Raw genomic sequence first — 20,236 nt, forward strand, 5'->3', positions numbered from 1 at the left:
AAAATTGTGCTAAACTAAAAGAGAAGAAAAGTTATAAATTTTTCAAATTTTTTTCATATTTTTCAGCTATTATTTAAGTAGAGAGAAAGAAAGGAAATGAGCATCAATGAAAAATTGGAAGCAGTTTTTAAAAGCAATGCTGACCCTATCAACGGTAAGTATAGTTATTGCCGGTTGTGGCTTATCCGACTCAGGACCTGAAAGTGATTCAAGTACAACAAAATCAAATAATCAACCAACTGAAATTTCTAAAATGCGTGTAGATGTTTCTTCCGGAATAACGGATGCGGTAGAAATTGTCGATGAAGCCGTTGTTTCTGTTATCAATCTCCAACAAGTTGATTATTCTGAATGGGGACTTGGGGGAATGGATGCAGAAGAAGAGGAAGATTTGCAACAAGCCGGAACGGGTAGTGGGGTCATATACAAAACTTCTGGTGAAAAAGGCTATGTTGTGACCAATTACCACGTTGTCCAAGACTCTGATGGAATAGACATTCTATTCAAAGATGGGAGTAGGGAATCAGCCAAGGTAATCGGAAGTGATGAGTGGACTGATTTAGCTGTCTTAGAAATTTCTACAGAAAACATCAGTATGGTTGCCGAATTTGGTGATTCAGAAAACTTGACTGTTGGGGAACCAGCTATTGCGATCGGCTCTCCTCTGGGAACAGATTTTGCTTCTTCAGTTACTGCTGGAATCATTTCTGCAACCGAACGAACAGTTCCTGTAGATACAGACCAAGATAACCAAGCGGATTGGGAAATGACGGCAATCCAAACAGATGCCGCAATTAATCCGGGAAATTCAGGAGGGGCTTTGATCAATATTGCTGGCCAAGTCGTTGGGATCAACTCTATGAAAATATCTACGGATACAGTAGAGGGGATGGGGTTTGCGATTCCGGCAAATGATGTGGTAGACATTGTTAATCAGTTAGAAGAAAGTGGTGAAGTGATTCGCCCCGTTTTAGGAATCAGTTTGATCGATGTCTCTATGATTTCGGAGCAACAACAAGAATCGGTACTCAATTTACCCGAAGATTTAGATGGGGGAGTTGTAGTGCAGCAAGTCAATGAAGGTTCGGCTGCAGATGTGGCTGGTATGCAGCGCTACGATGTGATCGTAGAATACAATGGTGTGAAAGTGACAAACAGTATTGAATTGCGTAAAGAAATTTATAAGACTGAAGTTGGAGAAGAAGTAGAGGTAAAATATTATCGTGGTGGGGAGCTAGAAACTACCCGATTGATACTGACAACGAGTGACACAATGATATAAAATAGAGAAAAAGGAAAGTGGCAGTGGCTACTTTCCTTTTTTTTTATAACTAAAGCTCAGAGTAAAAAAATGGCATGAGCAATCACTAGAGGAAAGACTTCCGGGATAACTAAAAACTTATAGGGAAAGTCCACATGTGGACAAGAGAAAAATAATCGCAAGAAAAACTGTGGATAACTATTGTGAAAGCTTAAAGAATGGGATGGAAAATCGGGAGATAAGTTATCCACATTTTCAAAAGAGACTGTGGATAAATTTGTTTTTTAAGAAATGAAATAGCAGAGTAACGTTGATTTGACAATGTTTTTTTGCAAAAAGGCAAGTCGTTTAGAGGGGAGAGAAAATGTTGATAACTATAAACTTATTGAAAAATCCAAACACAACATGTGGTGACGAACAAACTTTCTACCGCTAAATACGGGATAAAAATTGTGGGTATGTGCATAACTCCTGTGGATAACTTGTGAGTCGTGGGGGATAACTAAAGAGTATTGTGGGAAACTATTTTTGGTATACTAAATGTGACCATATGGAGGAAGGAATGACAAGATGAGTATTACGATAATAAGTGTAGGGAAATTAAAGGAAAAATATTTAAATAGTGGGATTCAAGAATATAAAAAACGGTTGGATCGGTATACCGCTATGAAATTGATAGAAGTTCCAGATGAAAAAGCTCCCGAAAATTTGAGTGAAGCGCAAATGGAAGAAGTCAAAGAAAAAGAAGGGGAACGAATCCTTGCAAAAATCGGACAAGATGACTATGTCATCACATTGGAAATAGAGGGACAGCAACTGACATCAGAAAAGCTAGCGAGTCATCTCGATCAATTGGCTACATACGGGAAAAGTAAAATCACATTCATTATCGGCGGTTCTCTAGGCTTGAGTGAAAAAGTGAAACAGCGAAGTGATTTTGCTCTATCTTTTTCAAAAATGACATTACCACACCAACTCATGCGACTAGTCTTACTTGAACAAATTTATAGGACTTACCGTATCAACCGGAATGAACCGTATCATAAATGAATGAGGTTTTTTATTAAATTGATTGTATTCTTTAACTTAAATGTCAGGTCGTAGATTAATGAGATTCTAGAATATTTATGATAGTCGTCAAAATAAAACAAATAGTTCAGAATTTTCTGGTTAAGAAGTATAGCCAAGTGATTCTCATTTAATTATTCGTGTTTGTTTTTTTATTTCAAATGGAGAACCGCTTGTTCAGCAAAGATAGTTTTTTTAAGAAGGTTAGGCTAATACGTAGGACCAAACTGCAGGGAAAATTGCCATAGTTGGAGAGACAAGTCAAGTTGCTGTCTAGAGTGAATTATTATTAAGAAATACAAAATGTAATATGGCCAAGTACGGAAGAAGATTTGACAATCATTAGTAACAGAAAATTGACACCTCACTATGTAAGGCTGATCTGGTTAATAATTATCTTACGTAAGTATCTAGGAGCGATCAAATAAAATATTTTTATTTCGATATTCAGAGAAAGCCTCAATCTGTATCCCATAAAAAATCTGATCAAAGCTTCCCTTAAATAGCGAACTTCATAAGAAATTACATGTTCATCTATATGTTGTATTAGCTTAGAATATTTTTCATAAGTAAAATCATAAACCTAACAACCTGTGTCTCGTATTCTGTGATAGTAATGGTGATGTCAGCAAAGAACCACAAAGATTTTTAATTGGTCTTAAGCTTTGTAGTTGTCAGTTTCCCCATAATAATATGGGATATTTTTTTACTTTTGATAAGTTGACAAATATATATTTATCAAGTTGGGATTAATTTATTTTTAGAGTGGTATAATTATTTCATATATTACGGGATTTAATAATATTCGCAAGAATTACATAGAGTATAGCAGGGTGAATTAGCTTTTATATTAGATAGGAGGAAAAGTTAACATGGAGAGAGGAAATGTATTAGTGATTGGAAATTCTGGAGTAGGAAAATCAACTTTGATAAATTCTGTTCTTGGAGATGAAATGGCGAAGACTGGATTTGGTTCTTCTGGTACTACGGAAAAACTGGATATATATGAAAGTGAAGAATTTCCTTTTAGAATTATCGATACGGTGGGCTTTGAACAATCATTAGTTAAACAATTCAAGGCGATTAATGCAGTAAAAAAATGGTCGAAGGACAGTATTAAAGATGGGAAAGAAAATACTAAAATCAACCTAATTTGGTTTTGCATTGATGGAACATCGAGTAAGTTGTTTCCAGAGACTATCAAGAATCTTTCAAGAGCAACTGCAATGTGGAAGACTGTTCCGATTATCGTAGTTATTACGAAATCTTATTCTGTTCCTGAGAGAGCGGAGAACAAAAAAATGGTATATAATGCCTTTGCAAAACAAAAGAAATATTCGAAAAATCTTAAACATACTATTCCTGTAGTTGCATCCACTTATGTACTTAATAATACTGCATTTGCACCTCCTGAAGGGATTACAGAGCTAATTGGTACGACAAATGAATTGATGCCAGAAGGAATAAAAGCTGGGGAGAATGATGTTTACAAGTTTAAATTAAAGCGGAAAAAGGCTCTTGCACAAAGTGTTGTTGGATTTTCAACTACGTCCGCAGTAACGGTAGCTGCCATCCCTGTTCCATTTTCTGACGCATTGTTATTGGGTCCAATTGAACTGGCACAAATAAAAGCTCTTGCCCAAATATATGAAATTGACAAGAGCAAAGAATCAAAAAAGTTTATAAATTCGATTGTTGAAGTAGGGACAGTTAGCGTAGCTGCGAAAGGTGCAATTAGCTCTTTAAAAGCTATTCCAGGGATTAATATAGCAGCGAGTGTGCTAAATGCTATAATTGCGGGTGCAATTGTTGCAGCAATTGGGGAAGGGTCTATTTATGTATTTGAAAAAATTTATACTGGAGAAAAAAGTATTGAAGATATCGAATGGGTAAAAAATGTAATGGAATCTAAACTATCGTCTCAGTTTATAGAAAATGTAACGGAAGTTGTAGAAAAAATGGCGAAGACTGGTAATACTAAGAATGTTGGTGAAATAATCAACTGGTTGTTACCTTTAAAGATCAAGGCAAAAGTATAAAACACAAGTTAGGTAAAGAAATAGGACAAAAGAGCAAGACAAACTATGTTATAAGATAGTTGTCTTGCTCTTTAGGTTAGCTTTCAGTATAAATACTAATAGCAGACTTGAATTCCACTGATAAGAGATAATTGTATTATACTGAGTATATTGATAGAAACGGTATCCCTAACTTTGTTGAAGCTAGTAAATAACCGCAAGGACATATGTCACACAGACCTGTACAGTAAGTATTTCTATAAAAAATGAAAGACAGTTAATAGTACTTCATACTACTAACTGTCTATTTAAAAGGGGCTAAAAAAAAATGAGGCCAATGCAATTTGAACCGCCGACGGATCATTATGATGAACGGATTGCAGCAACAGACGAACAAATTTATAAATTAATCAAACAGCGTAAAGAAATATCGTGTAATAACCCTGGCTTTCCGACTAAAAGATACATTACAGAATTTTCAAAAAAATACAAATTTGATGAAAATTTTCTAAATTATATTTTCGTAAATTTATTAAATGAGGATTTATATAAACCTATTGTAGAACCAAAGAATTTTCTTAAAAACACACCTATTTTAAAGGCTTTTGAAAAAGATGATATTTTTTATTCGGTTACTTTCATCCGTCAGTTTGAGAATGCAAGTGTGGTTCATTTAAATATTAATAGCAATTTTACAGGTGATGTGTCTGACTGGAATCATTCTGAAGATAGCCATTTTGAACTTTCAATAAAATCAGAAGATACCCAATTTGAATGCCGAAACGAAGGAGGCGGCGGTACTTTAGGAAACGAAACTTATTCATTCATAGTATCTCCTGCTTTACCTGATGACGTATCTAAATATAAATTGGTCTTCAAAGAATATAAAATGCCATTTAAAAAAGAAACAGCTTTTGAAGTTGTTATATAAACAATATAAAATAAGTTAGTAATTTATACTCAGCTAGAATTAACCGATGATGAATCAGGAATAACACTTCTGATTTTCTAGTCTGGATAAAGGGGTGTCACCATTAATTCCTAGAAAAACTTATGAAAATCCTACCATAAGAGAATGAAGGCTTTTTCGAGAATTTTTTCTCTTCAGGGAGAGACTAAAAACTCATTTAGACGTACTATGGAGAACCTGTATAATTAAAAATGAAAATTATGGTAAGTGTAATTTGAAAATGGAACAGGGAGGAGCAAAAGACATGGTGGATCATGAAAAAAAGTCTAAAATATTACACCTTATTCTTTTGGCGTGTGTCGCCGTGGCCTATGTTTTCTCGGCTATCCATCCCTTTGACCGCTTGGCCTGGTTTGGTCAAATGATGCCAGCGGTCCTACTCGTACTTTTACTCGTGGCTAGTTACCATCGTTTTCGTTTTAGTACATTCGTCTATGTGATGGTATTTTTTCATGTCTTGTTATTGTTATACGGTGCTCACTATACATATTCCCAAAACCCCTTATTCAATTATTTTCAAGAGCAGTTTGCTTGGCAACGCAATCATTTCGACCGTGTGGGGCATTTTGCCCAAGGATTTGTACCGGCCTTTTTGTTCAAAGAATTTTTTGTTCGCGGTGGTTATGTAAAAAAGGGGAAGGTCCTGTGGTTGATCGTAATCCTATCCTGTCTCGGTTTAAGCGCAGCCTATGAGCTGAGTGAGTTTGCTCTTGTCAAAATTTTGGCTGTACCCGCTGATTTAGTTATGGGAACACAAGGAGACTACTTTGACAGCCATTGGGATATGCTGTGGGCACTGATTGGTGCAAACACAGCTACCGTTATGTTTGGGTCATTTCATGACAAACAGATGGTAAAGATGGAAAAGCGTTCAATTAAGGGGAAAGAGTCCAAATAAATATATGTATCAAAAGTGAATACTGTTTTTTTAAAAAAACAGAGCTCAATCTGATGTGGTTCGCTAAGCTGATTTTAAAAGTCAGTCACAATTGAATTCGATGGAAATGAATTAGGCTTATGATAAATAAGGAGAGCCATTTCAAAGCGAGAGATCCAATGAATTATTGAGGGGATTGATAGGATGTTTTCTGATGTCAAAGCTAAATTTAAACGAAAGAATAAAATATTATTTTCTCGAGACAGCGAATGTTTACAAGAACTGATCCAGTTAATTCAAATACAGACTCATCGAACACTAGTGATGTGGACTTTAGATTGTGCGAGAATACCTCTAATAGAATTTGAAGAAAAATATCCTGAAGAGAGGAGACCAAGAATTTGTCTGGACATATGCGAAGATTGGGCTAGGGGAAAAACTAAAATGGGTAAAGCCAAACGTGCTATTTTAGATTCTCATGCTGTAGCGAAAGAAATTAACGACCAACGGTATGAGACCTTATGTCATGCGATCGGACATGCCGGAGCAACTGTCCATGTTGAAACACATGCTTTAGGATTGCCCATGTATGAATTAACTGCACTTATTTTAAAATATGGAATCGATAATTTTGAAGAACCAGTTCATGATAAGATTGAATTTTATCAGAAACGTCTATTGTATTGGCAAGAAAATACGGATAAATTGAAACTTGAGTGGGCCGACTTCCTATTGGATGATACGAAACCGAATAAAGAGTGGTTGTTGAGTAAAAAAGAAAACAAGGCGCTAAATGAAAATAACCAAGAGTTATAAAATGTACATGTATTTCTCATAGGGACTAATCGATTAATTAAATGAGTTTAGACGAAAAGAGTCAACAGCAAACAAAAATGCTGTTGGCTCTTTTGCTGTGAGGAGGTCATTAAGCTAATTATTTATAGGGGATATTACGGTATAGTCATAGAAAGAATCTAAATAGTTGATACGATAACCCTAATGATTTTGATGATATTAAAAATCTGATTTATTTGTGATACGGAGAACCGTACCATAAGTAGATGTTGTCATTTTTTGAAGAAAACAGGGTTTGAAGGCGTTCCTGATGGGATGTGCGGTATGGATATAAGCATAAATAAGCCTAGGCAGCAACCTTGTATTAAAGGGTTTACTGCCTTTTTTTCAATCCAATTCCATGAACGATAGTACGTTTTCAAGGAGTAAAAAGGGTAAAACTTCTGTTACACTAGAGAAGGAGCAACAATAAATTTTAGAAGTGATAAAACCATGTATTGATACGTATCAGAATGGTATACTCTAGACCGTGGAAGAGTCAGTATGAAGATTTTACGCATTTTTAGAAAAACAGTCAATCGGTTGAAATCTGTAACAATAATTCAGTAAAGAAAAAGAAAGCAGGAGAATATGAATATGAACAAGAAATCATTTGAAACATTTGGGATCAGTCCCGAAATAGTAACAGCGTTAACGAGTTTGCGTTACTTCAATCCAACAGCAGTACAGGAAGCAGTCATTCCATTGGCCTTAGAGAAACAGGACATTATCGTCGAGTCCCAGACGGGCAGTGGCAAGACCGTTGCTTTTGGTATTCCGATTTGTGAACAAGCAGAGTGGGAAGAAAATAAACCGCAAGCCTTGATTTTAGTTCCTACTCGGGAACTAGCCTTACAAGTCAAGGACGACATCATGAATATCGGTCGGTTGAAGCGGATCAAAGTTACTGCGGTATTCGGTAAGTCTTCCTTTAAAACACAGAAATCTGAACTGAAACAAAAAAGTCACATTGTTGTCGGTACTCCCGGTCGGATACTGGAACATTTAAAAGAAGGCACATTAGTAGTAGATAAAATCGGTAGCTTGGTTTTAGATGAAGCGGATGAAATGCTCAATATGGGATTCATTGATCAGGTAGAAGAAATTATTGGCTACTTACCGAATGAACGTCAAACGATGCTCTTTTCTGCCACTTTGCCACCACAAATAGAGCGGTTAGCGAGTTTTTACATGAATCCTGATCGGGCTTCTGTCCGAATGGAACCATCAGCCGAGAACACGCCTAAGATTTTACACTCTTATATCAACGTGGAAGAATCATCTAAGGAAAAACGACTCTTAGATTTATTAACTATTGAAAATCCAGATTCTTGCATTATCTTTTGTAATACTAAAGATGCCGTGGATACGGTTGAAAAGTATTTAAACAAAGCTGATTTACCCATCGATAAGTTGCACGGCGGTATGGATCAAGACGATCGCTTGGAGGTCATGGATGAGTTCCGTTCTGGGAAACTCCGTTATTTAGTAGCGACCGATGTTGCTGCTCGTGGGATCGATATTGACAATGTGACACATGTCATCAACTATGATGTTCCTTTTGAAAAAGAGAGCTATACGCATCGGACAGGACGGACAGGTCGAGCAGGCAAAACGGGACTGGCTCTAACGATGGTAAGCGATCAAGACAGAGGACGCTGGCAGGAAATTCGTGACTATGCCTTCGATGATAGCCTTGAGCTTACAGAAGTATTTGCTCCTAACGAGCGCTTAGTCAACCGTTCAAAGGCAGCTTTTGAAAAGAAAATAAACGCACGAGTTGCACCGAAAATCGCCCGCAATAAAGAGTTAAATAAAGACATTACTAAGGTTTACTTTAACGGCGGCAAGAAGAAAAAACTGCGCGCTGTTGATTTCGTCGGAACGTTGACGAGTATCAAGGATGTGTCGGCCGAAGATATTGGCATTATTACGATTCAGGAAAATGTCACCTATATTGAAATTATGAACGGTAAAGGGCCTTATGTCATTTCCGAAATGCAAGACCGTACGATTAAGGGAAAAACGTTGAAAGTCCGTAAAGCACACAAGTAAATAGAAGAATAAATTGAAGAAGCCGTTTAAATTGATAGAGAATAGCACGTTATAGTTAGCGGGAGTATCTCAGTAGTTTATATGAAAACCGTAACGATTTAATAACGAGTAGAAACAGCATTCAGGAATCATTTCTTTTGGTGTTGGTTTCAGCTTTGATTACAACGGAATTTACAATCTATAATATAAGGAGAATGAGCAATGGAATGGTTTATCGAGCAACATCCTGTAATGCAAGCTTTATTGGCGACATTATTTACTTGGGGCGTCACAGCATTAGGTTCAGCTCTAGTATTCTTCTTTAAGGAGATCAATAAAAATGTATTGACTGGTATGTTGGGATTTGCGGCAGGCGTTATGATCGCTGCGAGTTTCTGGTCATTGCTTGCGCCGGCCATTGAGATGACAGAACTGACAGACACACCCGCGTGGTTTCCTGCAGTCGTCGGATTTTTACTGGGTGGTTTGTTTCTTCTCGTCACAGATAAAGTACTTCCTCACTTTCATCCAGGAACTGAGGTAAAGGAAGGGATCAAAACAGACTGGCAACGAAGCGTCTTATTAGTGTTAGCTATTACGTTGCATAATATTCCGGAAGGGTTAGCTGTTGGGGTAGCATTTGGAGCAGCGGCCGCTGGTTATCCTACGGCTACAGTAACAAGTGCTATCGCCTTAGCTATCGGTATCGGCCTTCAAAACTTTCCTGAAGGGGCTGCAGTCTCTGTACCTTTAAGAAAAAATGGATTCAGCCGAATAAAAGCCTTCACATATGGCCAGGCTTCAGGGATTGTTGAACCAATCGCTGGAGTTGTCGGAGCGGCTTTAGTCATAATGATGCAACCTCTCTTGCCCTATGCTCTTTCATTTGCTGCCGGTGCGATGATTTATGTTGTTGTCGAAGAGCTCATACCGGAAGCGAAACTTGAACGTTGGAACGATGTCGGAACGATTGGAGCCATGCTTGGATTTGCAGTCATGATGTTCTTAGACGTGGCTTTAGGATAAAAATAGTCTAAGTGGTTTAATTGGTGAGAAAAGAAAATTGTTCTATTATAAATTGAACACAATGAATCCCAGGACGTTTTTTCTTCTCCTTTTGAGCTGGTTCTAATGTACTTGCAGCTTCTCAAAGGGTTGCAGGACCCTTTTGGTTTTCTGATGTGATTTCATTCATAAGAAGGCTCTTGATCTAGTGTGTCGTGATATCTAGATCAAGAGCCTTCTTTCTTTTATACATAGGATTCTAAGCTGAAGATCAAATAAAACACTGAATAAAGTGGGTGAAAGAACATGTATGCCCATCGCCAGCAGAGTAATAGATCACAACAAAAAGAAGGGTATGACTTCACAGTCATACCCTTTAGCGTTCATATCGGGATAATTTGATGCGGCACCAAAACAATCAATAGGTTAATGCTTTTAATTCTTCTAAAGTAACCTCTTGATCAACATAGTTGTCGACCATAAATCCACTTAAAATGGAAAATTCTTTATAGAAAAGGTTATATGCTGTGAGATCAGAATTAAAATTATCTTCGTTTAACTCTGCAATCAATGCTTTTGTTTTAGCTTGTGTGTCACTATCTAACTCCCAGCTATCGGGTCTGAGACGGCCAACTTCATCATACTCAGCTTTATCACCGTAAATCATTTCCCGGTAAATGCGATCCTGATGCATGATGGGTGTTTCGTGTGTGCCTTTTTCTGACATTATTTTGTAAAGGCCGATACAATACACTGGGAAAAACGGAATAACGGAACTTGCTTTAGTAGTGACTGCAGTAGCTACCACCATTAGGGCCTTACCGTTGATGTCATCCAGTAAGCCATTTATAGTATTCGCTTTTTCATCGCAATCTGCTTTGGCACGGCCAAGCGTACCACCGCCATAATAGGGGTGATTCAATTCTGTTCCTAGATATGAATAATTAGTTGTCAAAACGTTATCAGCCAAAACGTCGGCTTCTTTTAGTGCTCTCATCCAGAGTTCCCAATCTTCTCCACCCATCACCTTAACTGTATCAGCGATTTCTTGGTCAGTTGCGGGTTCTAGCGTTTCAGTGTAATAAGTCTGCTTTTGCATATTGATATTCGGACCGACCACGGGCTCGCCGATGGCTTTGATCGAGGAATAGTATGTCTCCCCAGTATCGGGATCTGTTCTTCGACCACTTGCCAGACTATAAACGACTAAATCTACTTTACCCCCAAATTTGTTCTTTATATAATCGATGACCTCTTGCTTGGTTTCATGGCTAAATGCGTCTTGCACAAAATTCTTGGCAGTCAATCCTTCTTTTTCAGCTGCTTCTCGAAAAGCGATGTTATTGTACCAGCCAGCTGTACCCAAAGATTTTTCGCTCTTGGGTCCCTTTTCAAAAGAAATACCAATGGTATCTGCTCCTGTACCAAATGCTAGGCTGATTCGGGTGGCTAAACCATAGCTGGATGATGCACCGATGATCAGTACCTTTTTCGGCCCGTGATAAGACCCTTTATTTTTCACATAGTCGATTTGATTTAATACTTCTTGTTTGCATCCAAGTGGATTTACCCCTAAGGCTACATTTCCCCGTATATTTTGTTTGAATTTCACCATAATTAGTTCTCCTCCATTACATCGTCTTAGGAATATAATAGCAGAAAATGATTCCTAAGAGAAATTACTTGCCATGATTTCAAGGGAGACGTACACTATGTGATAAGTAAATAATGAGGTTTTATAGAAAAGAACGACAGCGACATAGTACGCAGAACTGTACTATAAGTTAATATGGGTTTTTGAAAAGATGGAAGTAGATTTCAATGCATATTGTGATCAACTAGTCTCTAAAAACGACAAGGGAATAGATACATATAAGGAGGAGTATCAAAGATGCTAATCGATCTGGAAGAATTCTTAAGAGAACGATCCATTTATTTTGAACTATACAACCATGATCCTATTTATACAAATGAAGATGCTGTGCGCATGAAAGAAGAAAAAGGATTTACGGGTACTGAAACCAAAGCCCTTTTTCTGAAAGGAAAATCTGGGCAATACTATTCATTTATAACCTTCACAACAAAACGTACCGACTTCAAGCGATTAAAGCAAATTGTAGGTGAGAAAGTGACCATTGTGAAGTCAGATGAAATGGAAGAGATCACTGGTCAAAAAGCAGGAGCAGTCACACCCTTGGGCTATGAAGCGACCATTCCGATGATAGTAGATGAGGAAATGCTGGAACAAGAAAAACTTGTTTTTGCTCCTGGAAAGCCCAATCAAACCATGGTCATCCTGGCTAAAGATTTGAAAAAAATCATCGGGTTAATTGGAAATAAACTCTTTATTTACAGTGAAAAATAAAGAGGGGCAGAAATGGACACTCACCTGAGCAGGAAGGTTTCTGGTAGGAGAAAAATGATTCAAAAAATAATAAAACAGCAGCGCAGTTTGAGGAGAATAGACTCAAAGTGTGATGCTGTTTTATTAAAAAACGACAGAATCATTTTTAATTGGCCACGTGCTTATCGATAATTTGAATAGACTATCCATAGTTTTTTACCATTCTCGTGGCGTATAGTTTAGTTCTTTAAACAACTGGGTTTTCTCTTTCTTGGATAAGTAACGCCATTGGCCTATAGGGAGGTTGCCTAGTTGAATGTTCATGATTTGAAGTCTCTGTAATCGGTAGACGTTGTAGCCCAATTCTTCACACATACGACGTATTTGTCGATTGAGTCCCTGAGTCAGAATGATTTGAAAATCATATTTGGAAATTTGTTCTACTTTGCAAGGAAGTGTCGTTGTACCTAATATTTTGACACCTTCCGACATATTCTTCAGAAATTCCGGAGTGATGGGGCGATCAACGGAAACAACATATTTCTTTTCGTGCTTATTCTCAGAGCGCAGAATTTCATTAACGATATCTCCATCATTCGTAAGAAGGATCAATCCCTCAGAATCTTTGTCGAGCCGCCCAATATTAAAGACTCGAAATGGGTGATTGACTAAATCAACAATGTTCCCTTTGACATCTTTTTCGCTAGTACTCGTAATACCTACGGGTTTGTTTAAAGCAATATAGACATTGTTCCTTGCTACGTAGATTTGGTTTCCACCGACTCGCACATCGTCACCTGGTTCAACTTGACTACCTATCGTTGCCCGTTTCCCATTAACGGTAACTTGGCCTTCAGCAATCAATTTATCGGCACCTCGTCTAGAAGCTTTTCCCGCTTCACTAATATATTTATTTATGCGCATATTGACACTTCCTTAAATGTGAGTAATTATTATTCAATACTCACTATACTTCATATTAGACGTAAATCAAGCTACTCTATCAAAAAGTTAAGATTAGCAGTGTAAATTTCACCTTTATTGGGGGATCGCTATTCACTTGTTATTTCTAAAAATGAATTTGCTTTTTTTACAATAAGGTTGTTATGAATAGTACAGAAGGAGATACAAGATGATGAATTTCCATACGGTTATGCAAGAACTGGAATCTTTGAGTAAAGAAAGAATGAAGAAAATATATTTATCCAATGGTGCACACGAGCCACTTTTTGGTGTGACCACCGGAGAAATGAAACCTTTATCAAAGAAAATAAAAACAAATCAGCTTTTAGCGGAAGAACTTTATGCTACGGGAAACTATGATGCAATGTATTTCGCGGGTATTATTGCAGATCCCAAAAGCATGACCGAGTCAGATTTCGACCGTTGGATCGAGGTGGCGTATTTTTACATGTTGTCTGATTTTGTAGTAAGTGTAACATTGGCTGAGTCCCCAATTGCACAAGAGGTGGCTGATAGATGGATCGCAAGCGGCCACGAACTAAAAATGTCAGCGGGCTGGAGTTGTTATTGTTGGCTTTTAGGTAATCGTTCAGATACTGAGTTTTCCAAAAGTAAAATTTCAAACATGCTCGATAGTGTGAAAAATACGATCCATGATTCACCAGAACGAACGAAAGCGTCAATGAACAATTTTCTGACTACGGTAGGGATCTCATTTTCCCCATTAACTGAAAAAGCACTTGAAACAGCAGCGCAAGTTGGTACAGTGGAAGTTAAACGGGCAAATAAAAAAGATGAACACTTAAATGCTTATGAAAGTATTCAAAAACAAGTGGATAAAGGAAGGATCGGTTTTAAACGTAAATTTGTCAGATGCTAAAACGGATTTCAACTAGTCTTATTGGATCAGCGGAGTGACTTGTTTAAAACGCAGCTAAGTTTATGGAGAAGAACTGTAGCATAAGTGAATTATCTACCACAATAAAGAATGTGGAAATAGCAAAGAGCCATTTGAGTTTGTCCTCAAATGGCTCTTTGTGTCTTATCTTAATAGGATCTTTTTACTGCTTGAATCAATAGTATCCTCAAAGAATCTGATCAGTAGAGAACTGTGTATTGAATTAAAAAGTAGATTTGATTTCTAATTTTTAAAACAACATGGTGTCGCTGCCGTATGATTCGCCTAAGGCTTTCATTGCGAGGACATTCAAGTAGTTCCATGGACGGTTGTATTCTGGTTGAAAGAAGAAGTCGGTACGAGCTAAGTGTTCGAGCGTCCATCCTGCTTCTATCACAACAGCCATTGTGTTGATCGATGCGGTAATGTCTTCTTTAGACATTAATTGTGCACCTTTAATGATATGAGATTCTTTTTCATAATAAATTTTCATCATTACGGTATTATCTTTCTCGTACATAAAGTCTGGACGGATTTTTTCTTCCACATAACAACTAGTGACCTCTTCTTCACATTGATAAGCATCAAGAGCCTTGACACCTGTAGTCGCGAAATGGTAGTCAAATAGTGCCAATCCAGAAGTTCCTTGTACGCCCATCATTTTCATCACAGGTTTTGAGATGTTTTTTGCTGCGACAATTCCTTGACGACGTGCGTTGGAAGCCAATGCGATGTTCACTTTACTGTGTGTAGGGTTAAATGGAATAGTGGTAGCATCTCCAGCCGCAAAAATGTCTGCTTCTGAGGTCTGCATGTACTCATCCACTTCGATCATACCTTTAGAGTCCAATTTGACAAGCCCTTTTAGCCACGCAGTCGCTGGTCTAATACCGGATGCAATGACAACGGTGTCTGCTTCATATTCGCCTTTATTCGTAATAACTTTTGTGACGGCTCCGCTTTCACCAATAATTTCTTTGACCATTTCCTTCGTTTGAACTTTTACGCCTCTTTCTTTGAGGTCTTTTTCTAGAATAGTTGTAAATTCCTTATCTAAATAAGTGGGGAGGATTTGATCGAGAGTATCAATGATGGTCGTATCCATACCCTTTTTAGCAAAAGCTTCCATCACTTCTACACCGATATAGCCAGCTCCGATGACAACTGCTTTTTTTGCTGAATCCATGCGGTTTTTTACTTTGTCAGCCCAATTGCGTCCACGAAGATAAAAAACATTTTCTAAATCTGTTCCTTCTACGGGTAATTGGAATGGGATCGCTCCAGGAGTAAGAATAAGTTTGTCGTAATTTGTTTTAGATTCACCGTCTGCTGTTTGTACAGTAATCGTTTTTGCTTTAGCATCGATGTCTGTCACTTCACTGTTGGTATGAACATGAACACCTTGTTCTTCATAGGATACCTCATTAGCATAATGCAATTCGTCCAAGGAGTTTGAAACCCCTTCTAAATAGGATTGAATCCCACAAGATAAGAATGAGACAGTCGAACCTTTTTCGTAAAGATGAATATCACTCTCGGGTGTGTCTTTTAACAATGTTTGAACAGCCTCATAGCCTGCATGAGATGAACCAACTACTATAATTTTCATAAAAATAATCCTCCATGTCTAATTCACTAAGAGAAACAAACAGCTACCACTTAAAGTGCCAGTTGCTATTCACTCTACAAATGAGCTATATATTTTATTACTTGTTAACTTTAACACAGAGATAAGGGAGATAGAAAATGAAAGGCTTCCGTTTAAATAAGAAGAAGGTTTTCATCTATTTTAAATAAAAATAGGGTCGATGGAAAATAAATTTCATTGTTAAATAGCGAATCATCCATGTGGGGATTTTACTTTCATTAGTGATGGTTCTGTAGTGTTGATCAAGATAAATGGAGAAGAATAGTATCCAGAAAATCTTCAAGGAGACCGGTAGTTTGGTGAAAACGGAGAGAAAATCAGAAACGACCAGAAACTACCTTGACAAAAGCAAAGAAAACGCTTAAAATTAAAAGTCCTACATACATTTAGTAGGGAACTGAATCAGTTCATTTCAAAATTAGAGGATGACTACTGATATGGAAAAAGAAAAATTAGTTGAAATGGCAAGAGATATTAATAAACGAGCATATGTTCCTTACTCTCATTTTCCAGTTGGGGCAGCAATTCTCCATCCCGATGGAAAAGTTACCAAAGGAGTCAATGTAGAAAATGTATCTTTCGGTGCAACAAACTGTGCAGAGAGAACAGCATTCTTCACTGCAATAACCAATGGATATAAAAAAGGTGACTTTAAAGCAATTGCAATTGCAGGAGATACAGAAGACTTTCTTCCTCCGTGTAGCATTTGTCGCCAAGTCATGGCTGAATTATGTTCGCCTGAAATGCCGGTTTATTTGACAAACGAAAACCATGAAATCAAGGAACTAACATTAAGAGAATTACTTCCTTACGCATTCACTGATTTGGATATGTAAGATTAGTACGTAGAGGTAAATAGTAAGACCCTTTTTAGATTCTTTCTAAAAAGGGTCTTTTATTATGGTCAGAAAAAAGCAAATAGAGCAAAGGGTCATACCGAATTTTAAAAAACGGGAAAGACTTACAAAAAGTAATAAAAAATGGTTGCAATTTAATTGTGTACCCGCTATTATTATAAGGTCACGTTATCAAGCTATTACAATAAGTAATCGTAGCGGAAAAGCATTTCGGAAAAAATGCTTTTCTAGGGCCTTTAACCCTATGATGATTTCTTTTCTTCGGAAAAGGCAATTAAAGGAGAGTCTATTATGAATATAATAGGAATAATCAGTGTTCTAGCCCTTTTTGTTTTAACCCTATTTGGTTTGTGGAAATTACAGCAAAAGCATGTAAAGTTTTCCACACGGGTATTTGCTGGGTTAGGTGCAGGAATCGTGTTTGGTGGGATTTTGCAACTTGTGTTTGGATCCCAAGGTGAAGTTACGAATGGAGCTATGGAATGGATCAATATAGTAGGAAACGGATATGTCGCGTTCTTACAAATGTTGATCATGCCGTTGATTTTTGTATCCATCATTGGTGCCTTTACCAAAATTCAAGGAAGTAAAGATCTAGGTAAAATAAGTTCTTCTGTTTTGATCACATTGATTGCGACCACTGCAATTGCGGCGTTTATCGGAGTAATGAGCATCAGGGCATTTAATTTAGATGGTGCTGAATTTGTTCAAGGTGAGCAAGAAACGCAGCGAATCGAACAATTGCAAGAAACTCAAACTCAAGTCGCAGATTTATCCATTCCGGAACAAATTACAAACTTTATCCCTCGGAATGTTTTTGCAGATTTATCCAATTCAAGAAGTACAAGTACTATTGCTGTGGTAGTTTTCTCTGCATTTGTTGGAGTGGCGTACCTCGGAATCAAACGGAAAGATCCTGAGCAAGCTGAATTCTTCAAAAAAATAATCGATAGTTTGTATACTATTGTGATGCGGATCGTAACACTCGTATTGCGCCTGTCTCCATATGGGATATTTGCGCTGATGACCAAAGCGCTGGCGACAAGTGATTTTGCAGCGTTGCTCAACCTTGGTTTATTCGTAGTGGCTTCGTATGTGGCGATAGCCGTCATGTTTATCATTCACTTGATCATATTAGCAGGTTATAAAGTCAACCCGATCACTTATGTTAAAAAGGTTTGGCCTGTATTAAGTTTCGCGTTCACATCTCGTTCGAGTGCAGGAACGTTGCCCTTGAATATTGAGACACAAACGAAGGCCTTAGGAGTCGATTATGCTTCGGCTAACTTCGCAGGGACATTTGGCTTATCTATCGGGCAAAATGGGTGTGCAGGTATTTATCCTGCAACACTGGTAGCGATCGTGGCCCCTTCGATGGGAATCGATATTACGAATCCGATGTACATTTTGACGATCATGGCTGTCGTAGCAATCAGTTCATTTGGTGTTGCTGGTGTAGGTGGCGGAGCAACTTTCGCTGCATTGATCGTTTTAGGTTCTTTGGGTCTCCCCATTTCTATTGTGGGATTAGTTATCTCAGTCGAACCCATTATTGATATGGCAAGAACAATGTTGAATGTTAATGACAGTATGGTAGCTGGTATTATTTCATCAAAAAACATCAATCAGTTTGATGAATCCATGATGAAAAACACCCAGGCTGTAATTGAAACAGAGATATAAAAAAAGAGTCTACTTCACTTTAATGTGGAAGTAGGCTCCATTTTTTTATTCACCGGATGTTTCGATAGCATGAACGTATAAGCGCCCTTCGTCGACGACATAATTGCAAGTAAGCAAACTGAGCATTTTCATATCTTTAGTAGCCTCAGCAGTCAAAGGAACAATGGATTTTTCTTTTAAGGACTGAAAATAAGATGCCAATTCTTCTTCTTCAAAAGAAGTTTGAATAAAGTAAGGATCAGCTGGGGCAATATGAACTGAAAAAATTTCATAAGTCCTTTCGGTATACATATCCTCGAATGTAAAAGTAGGATGGGCAAGTAAGAAGTCTTCTGTCAAAAAGTTCTCTAAATCAGCAAACATATGACCATACGCACTATGATGACCGTAAATGATCCCGTGATCATCTTTACCTAAACCAATATTTCGATGATCCATAAAAATCGCACCTAAAACATCTTTTTCTTTGTAAAAATTATGAGTGAGGTAAAATTCATTGTCTCTTCCTCTTACGACAGGGTAATCAATCTTAGTGTCGTTGAGAGTCAGCCAGCCAACATAATCGGGATTTTGAAAAACATACTCAGAAGCCGGATTGGGAGTAAAGGAGTCTTGACTATAAGAAGAGAGGGGTGTCAGAGTTTCAGAAATAGTTGTTTCTTGATCATTGTTTGCTTCATTCGAACTTGTTGTGGCATCTTCAACACGCGGAACTGTTACTGGATTCATTTGAGCGTAAATATCTTGGAAGAGAAAAAACAATTGAATAAGAAAAGCGAGACTTAAAAAGGTCACGAGTATTTTCTTTTTCATCACAATTTTCCTCTCTGTTGGAAAGTTTTGAAAACGGGTGTTACTTAATTGATATCGCTTTCATATAAAGTTAGTATAAGGTAGTAAAGTTGGAATTGCAACTTTATAAAATCAGAAAAAAGGAGAGAATGGCTATGAAGAAAGTAGTTAATGCGTTCTTATCTCTCGTCACTTTACTTGCACTTGTCTTTTCCTTTTCGTCACAAGTTTTTGCTGATAATCACGAGGAAGGCTCTCAAGACATTGTCGAAACCGCTATGGGGAATGAAGATTTCAGTATTTTAGTTTCTGCTTTACAAAAAGCTGAACTAGTAGAAACGCTTCAAGGTGAAGGACCATTCACAGTATTTGCACCGACCAATGCAGCTTTTGAAGAATTGCTTGCACAACTCGATATTACTGCTGAAGAGTTACTTGCCCAACCTGATTTAGCAAATGTATTGACCTACCATGTAGTGTCAGGTAAAGTATTGGCCGCTGATTTGACCGATGGAATGGAAGCTGAAACAGTTAACGGAGAAATGATCACGTTTGATTTGAGTGGAGATCCTATGGTAAATGAATCCATGATTTCTACAACAGACATCGAAGCAACTAATGGTGTGATCCATGTTGTCGATTCTGTTCTTGTTCCATCTAACTTCACATTACAAGAAGTAGATATGGTAGAAGATGAAGTAGCTCAAACAGGCATTGAAACCAATATTTTCCTTCTTGTTTCATTAATCGCAACTGCATTCGTTGTCATTTATCTCTTGATCAAAAAACCAGCGAAAATCAACCAATAGGTTTTTGTCTTACACAAAAGAAAGTGGAGCAAAACCGGTCAGACCCGAATAGAGCTGCACGTACTCTATCCGTAAATTGCAGGCCAATGACTATAGCACCATCAAGTGGCTGTCGGGTCTGTTTTTTGGAGCACCTTTTAGAAAGTACGATTTGTAAAATGAGTAGAAGCTGAGA

General features: G+C 37.6%; 17 protein-coding genes. 13 read left to right on the forward strand and 4 right to left on the reverse strand.

Annotation, left to right across the window (positions count from 1 at the left end; translation table 11 throughout):
- The first annotated feature begins 106 nt into the window (after positions 1 to 106).
- From H626_RS0103855 to H626_RS0103890, 8 genes are all read left to right on the forward strand, one after another.
- Positions 107 to 1,282, forward strand: coding sequence for a S1C family serine protease (locus tag H626_RS0103855; protein WP_027108165.1), 1,176 nt, complete (start codon positions 107 to 109; stop codon positions 1,280 to 1,282).
- Positions 1,283 to 1,831: 549 nt separating this feature from the next.
- Entirely contained in the window at positions 1,832 to 2,311 is a 480-nt protein-coding gene (gene rlmH / locus H626_RS0103860) for a 23S rRNA (pseudouridine(1915)-N(3))-methyltransferase RlmH (RefSeq protein ID WP_027108166.1), read from the forward strand.
- Between the two features lie 890 nt (positions 2,312 to 3,201).
- Entirely contained in the window at positions 3,202 to 4,368 is a 1,167-nt protein-coding gene (locus H626_RS0103865) for a GTPase (RefSeq protein WP_027108167.1), read from the forward strand.
- Positions 4,369 to 4,675: 307 nt separating this feature from the next.
- Complete coding sequence (locus H626_RS0103870; protein WP_027108168.1) at positions 4,676 to 5,278, forward strand: hypothetical protein; 603 nt, start codon at positions 4,676 to 4,678, stop codon at positions 5,276 to 5,278.
- 283 nt (positions 5,279 to 5,561) lie between these two features.
- A complete protein-coding gene (locus tag H626_RS0103875; protein WP_051237787.1) occupies positions 5,562 to 6,215 on the forward strand; it encodes a DUF2238 domain-containing protein in 654 nt (217 codons plus the stop codon).
- A gap of 183 nt (positions 6,216 to 6,398) precedes the next feature.
- A complete protein-coding gene (locus H626_RS11735) occupies positions 6,399 to 7,010 on the forward strand; it encodes a putative immunity protein (protein WP_035618448.1) in 612 nt (203 codons plus the stop codon).
- Between the two features lie 615 nt (positions 7,011 to 7,625).
- Positions 7,626 to 9,083 carry a DEAD/DEAH box helicase gene (locus H626_RS0103885; protein ID WP_027108170.1) on the forward strand — a complete coding sequence of 486 codons (1,458 nt, stop codon included), beginning with the start codon at positions 7,626 to 7,628 and terminating at the stop codon, positions 9,081 to 9,083.
- A gap of 201 nt (positions 9,084 to 9,284) precedes the next feature.
- Positions 9,285 to 10,088, forward strand: coding sequence for a ZIP family metal transporter (locus tag H626_RS0103890; RefSeq protein ID WP_027108171.1), 804 nt, complete (start codon positions 9,285 to 9,287; stop codon positions 10,086 to 10,088).
- Positions 10,089 to 10,485: 397 nt separating this feature from the next.
- Here H626_RS0103890 and fabV read toward each other — a convergent pair whose 3' ends face one another.
- Positions 10,486 to 11,682, reverse strand: a complete 1,197-nt coding sequence (gene fabV / locus H626_RS0103895) for an enoyl-ACP reductase FabV (RefSeq protein WP_027108172.1) — start codon at positions 11,680 to 11,682, stop codon at positions 10,486 to 10,488.
- A gap of 276 nt (positions 11,683 to 11,958) precedes the next feature.
- Between fabV and H626_RS0103900 the strand changes: the two genes are divergently transcribed.
- Positions 11,959 to 12,432 (forward strand): YbaK/EbsC family protein, encoded by a 474-nt coding sequence (locus H626_RS0103900; RefSeq protein WP_027108173.1) that lies wholly within the window; start codon positions 11,959 to 11,961, stop codon positions 12,430 to 12,432.
- Positions 12,433 to 12,627: 195 nt separating this feature from the next.
- Here H626_RS0103900 and rluF read toward each other — a convergent pair whose 3' ends face one another.
- Positions 12,628 to 13,335, reverse strand: coding sequence for a 23S rRNA pseudouridine(2604) synthase RluF (gene rluF, locus H626_RS0103910; RefSeq protein ID WP_027108174.1), 708 nt, complete (start codon positions 13,333 to 13,335; stop codon positions 12,628 to 12,630).
- 208 nt (positions 13,336 to 13,543) lie between these two features.
- Here rluF and H626_RS0103915 point away from each other — a divergent pair, with 208 nt between their 5' ends.
- The gene (locus H626_RS0103915; RefSeq protein WP_245570069.1) at positions 13,544 to 14,254 is read left to right on the forward strand and encodes a DNA alkylation repair protein; all 711 of its coding nucleotides are present in this window, start codon (positions 13,544 to 13,546) and stop codon (positions 14,252 to 14,254) included.
- Positions 14,255 to 14,522: 268 nt separating this feature from the next.
- Here the strand turns inward: H626_RS0103915 and H626_RS0103920 are convergent, their stop codons facing one another.
- Complete coding sequence (locus H626_RS0103920; protein WP_027108176.1) at positions 14,523 to 15,881, reverse strand: FAD-dependent oxidoreductase; 1,359 nt, start codon at positions 15,879 to 15,881, stop codon at positions 14,523 to 14,525.
- Positions 15,882 to 16,357: 476 nt separating this feature from the next.
- Here H626_RS0103920 and H626_RS0103925 point away from each other — a divergent pair, with 476 nt between their 5' ends.
- A complete protein-coding gene (locus H626_RS0103925) occupies positions 16,358 to 16,756 on the forward strand; it encodes a cytidine deaminase (protein ID WP_027108177.1) in 399 nt (132 codons plus the stop codon).
- 312 nt (positions 16,757 to 17,068) lie between these two features.
- Positions 17,069 to 18,460, forward strand: coding sequence for an L-cystine transporter (locus H626_RS0103935; protein WP_027108179.1), 1,392 nt, complete (start codon positions 17,069 to 17,071; stop codon positions 18,458 to 18,460).
- A 45-nt stretch (positions 18,461 to 18,505) separates the two neighbouring features.
- Here the strand turns inward: H626_RS0103935 and srtB are convergent, their stop codons facing one another.
- Positions 18,506 to 19,273, reverse strand: a complete 768-nt coding sequence (gene srtB, locus H626_RS10595) for a class B sortase (protein ID WP_051237789.1) — start codon at positions 19,271 to 19,273, stop codon at positions 18,506 to 18,508.
- A 134-nt stretch (positions 19,274 to 19,407) separates the two neighbouring features.
- On the opposite strand from srtB, the gene H626_RS11270 reads away from it, so the two are divergent.
- Positions 19,408 to 20,061 (forward strand): fasciclin domain-containing protein, encoded by a 654-nt coding sequence (locus tag H626_RS11270; protein ID WP_211221944.1) that lies wholly within the window; start codon positions 19,408 to 19,410, stop codon positions 20,059 to 20,061.
- The last annotated feature ends 175 nt before the right edge of the window (positions 20,062 to 20,236 follow it).

The sequence above is a fragment of the Lacticigenium naphthae DSM 19658 genome, assembly GCF_000425865.1.
Lineage (GTDB): Bacteria > Bacillota > Bacilli > Lactobacillales > Carnobacteriaceae_A > Lacticigenium > Lacticigenium naphthae.

Bases quoted from the DNA above. Each gene is read 5' to 3' on its own strand.
- rlmH (WP_027108166.1), top strand. From the start codon at position 1,832: ATGAGTATTACGATAATAAGTGTAGGGAAATTAAAGGAAAAATATTTA.
- rluF (WP_027108174.1), bottom strand. From the start codon at position 13,335: ATGCGCATAAATAAATATATTAGTGAAGCGGGAAAAGCTTCTAGACGA.
- H626_RS0103890 (WP_027108171.1), top strand. From the start codon at position 9,285: ATGGAATGGTTTATCGAGCAACATCCTGTAATGCAAGCTTTATTGGCG.
- srtB (WP_051237789.1), bottom strand. From the start codon at position 19,273: ATGAAAAAGAAAATACTCGTGACCTTTTTAAGTCTCGCTTTTCTTATT.
- H626_RS11735 (WP_035618448.1), top strand. From the start codon at position 6,399: ATGTTTTCTGATGTCAAAGCTAAATTTAAACGAAAGAATAAAATATTA.
- fabV (WP_027108172.1), bottom strand. From the start codon at position 11,682: ATGGTGAAATTCAAACAAAATATACGGGGAAATGTAGCCTTAGGGGTA.
- H626_RS11270 (WP_211221944.1), top strand. From the start codon at position 19,408: ATGAAGAAAGTAGTTAATGCGTTCTTATCTCTCGTCACTTTACTTGCA.
- H626_RS0103920 (WP_027108176.1), bottom strand. From the start codon at position 15,881: ATGAAAATTATAGTAGTTGGTTCATCTCATGCAGGCTATGAGGCTGTT.
- H626_RS0103855 (WP_027108165.1), top strand. From the start codon at position 107: ATGAAAAATTGGAAGCAGTTTTTAAAAGCAATGCTGACCCTATCAACG.
- H626_RS0103875 (WP_051237787.1), top strand. From the start codon at position 5,562: ATGGTGGATCATGAAAAAAAGTCTAAAATATTACACCTTATTCTTTTG.
- H626_RS0103935 (WP_027108179.1), top strand. From the start codon at position 17,069: ATGAATATAATAGGAATAATCAGTGTTCTAGCCCTTTTTGTTTTAACC.
- H626_RS0103865 (WP_027108167.1), top strand. From the start codon at position 3,202: ATGGAGAGAGGAAATGTATTAGTGATTGGAAATTCTGGAGTAGGAAAA.
- H626_RS0103885 (WP_027108170.1), top strand. From the start codon at position 7,626: ATGAACAAGAAATCATTTGAAACATTTGGGATCAGTCCCGAAATAGTA.
- H626_RS0103870 (WP_027108168.1), top strand. From the start codon at position 4,676: ATGAGGCCAATGCAATTTGAACCGCCGACGGATCATTATGATGAACGG.
- H626_RS0103915 (WP_245570069.1), top strand. From the start codon at position 13,544: ATGATGAATTTCCATACGGTTATGCAAGAACTGGAATCTTTGAGTAAA.
- H626_RS0103925 (WP_027108177.1), top strand. From the start codon at position 16,358: ATGGAAAAAGAAAAATTAGTTGAAATGGCAAGAGATATTAATAAACGA.
- H626_RS0103900 (WP_027108173.1), top strand. From the start codon at position 11,959: ATGCTAATCGATCTGGAAGAATTCTTAAGAGAACGATCCATTTATTTT.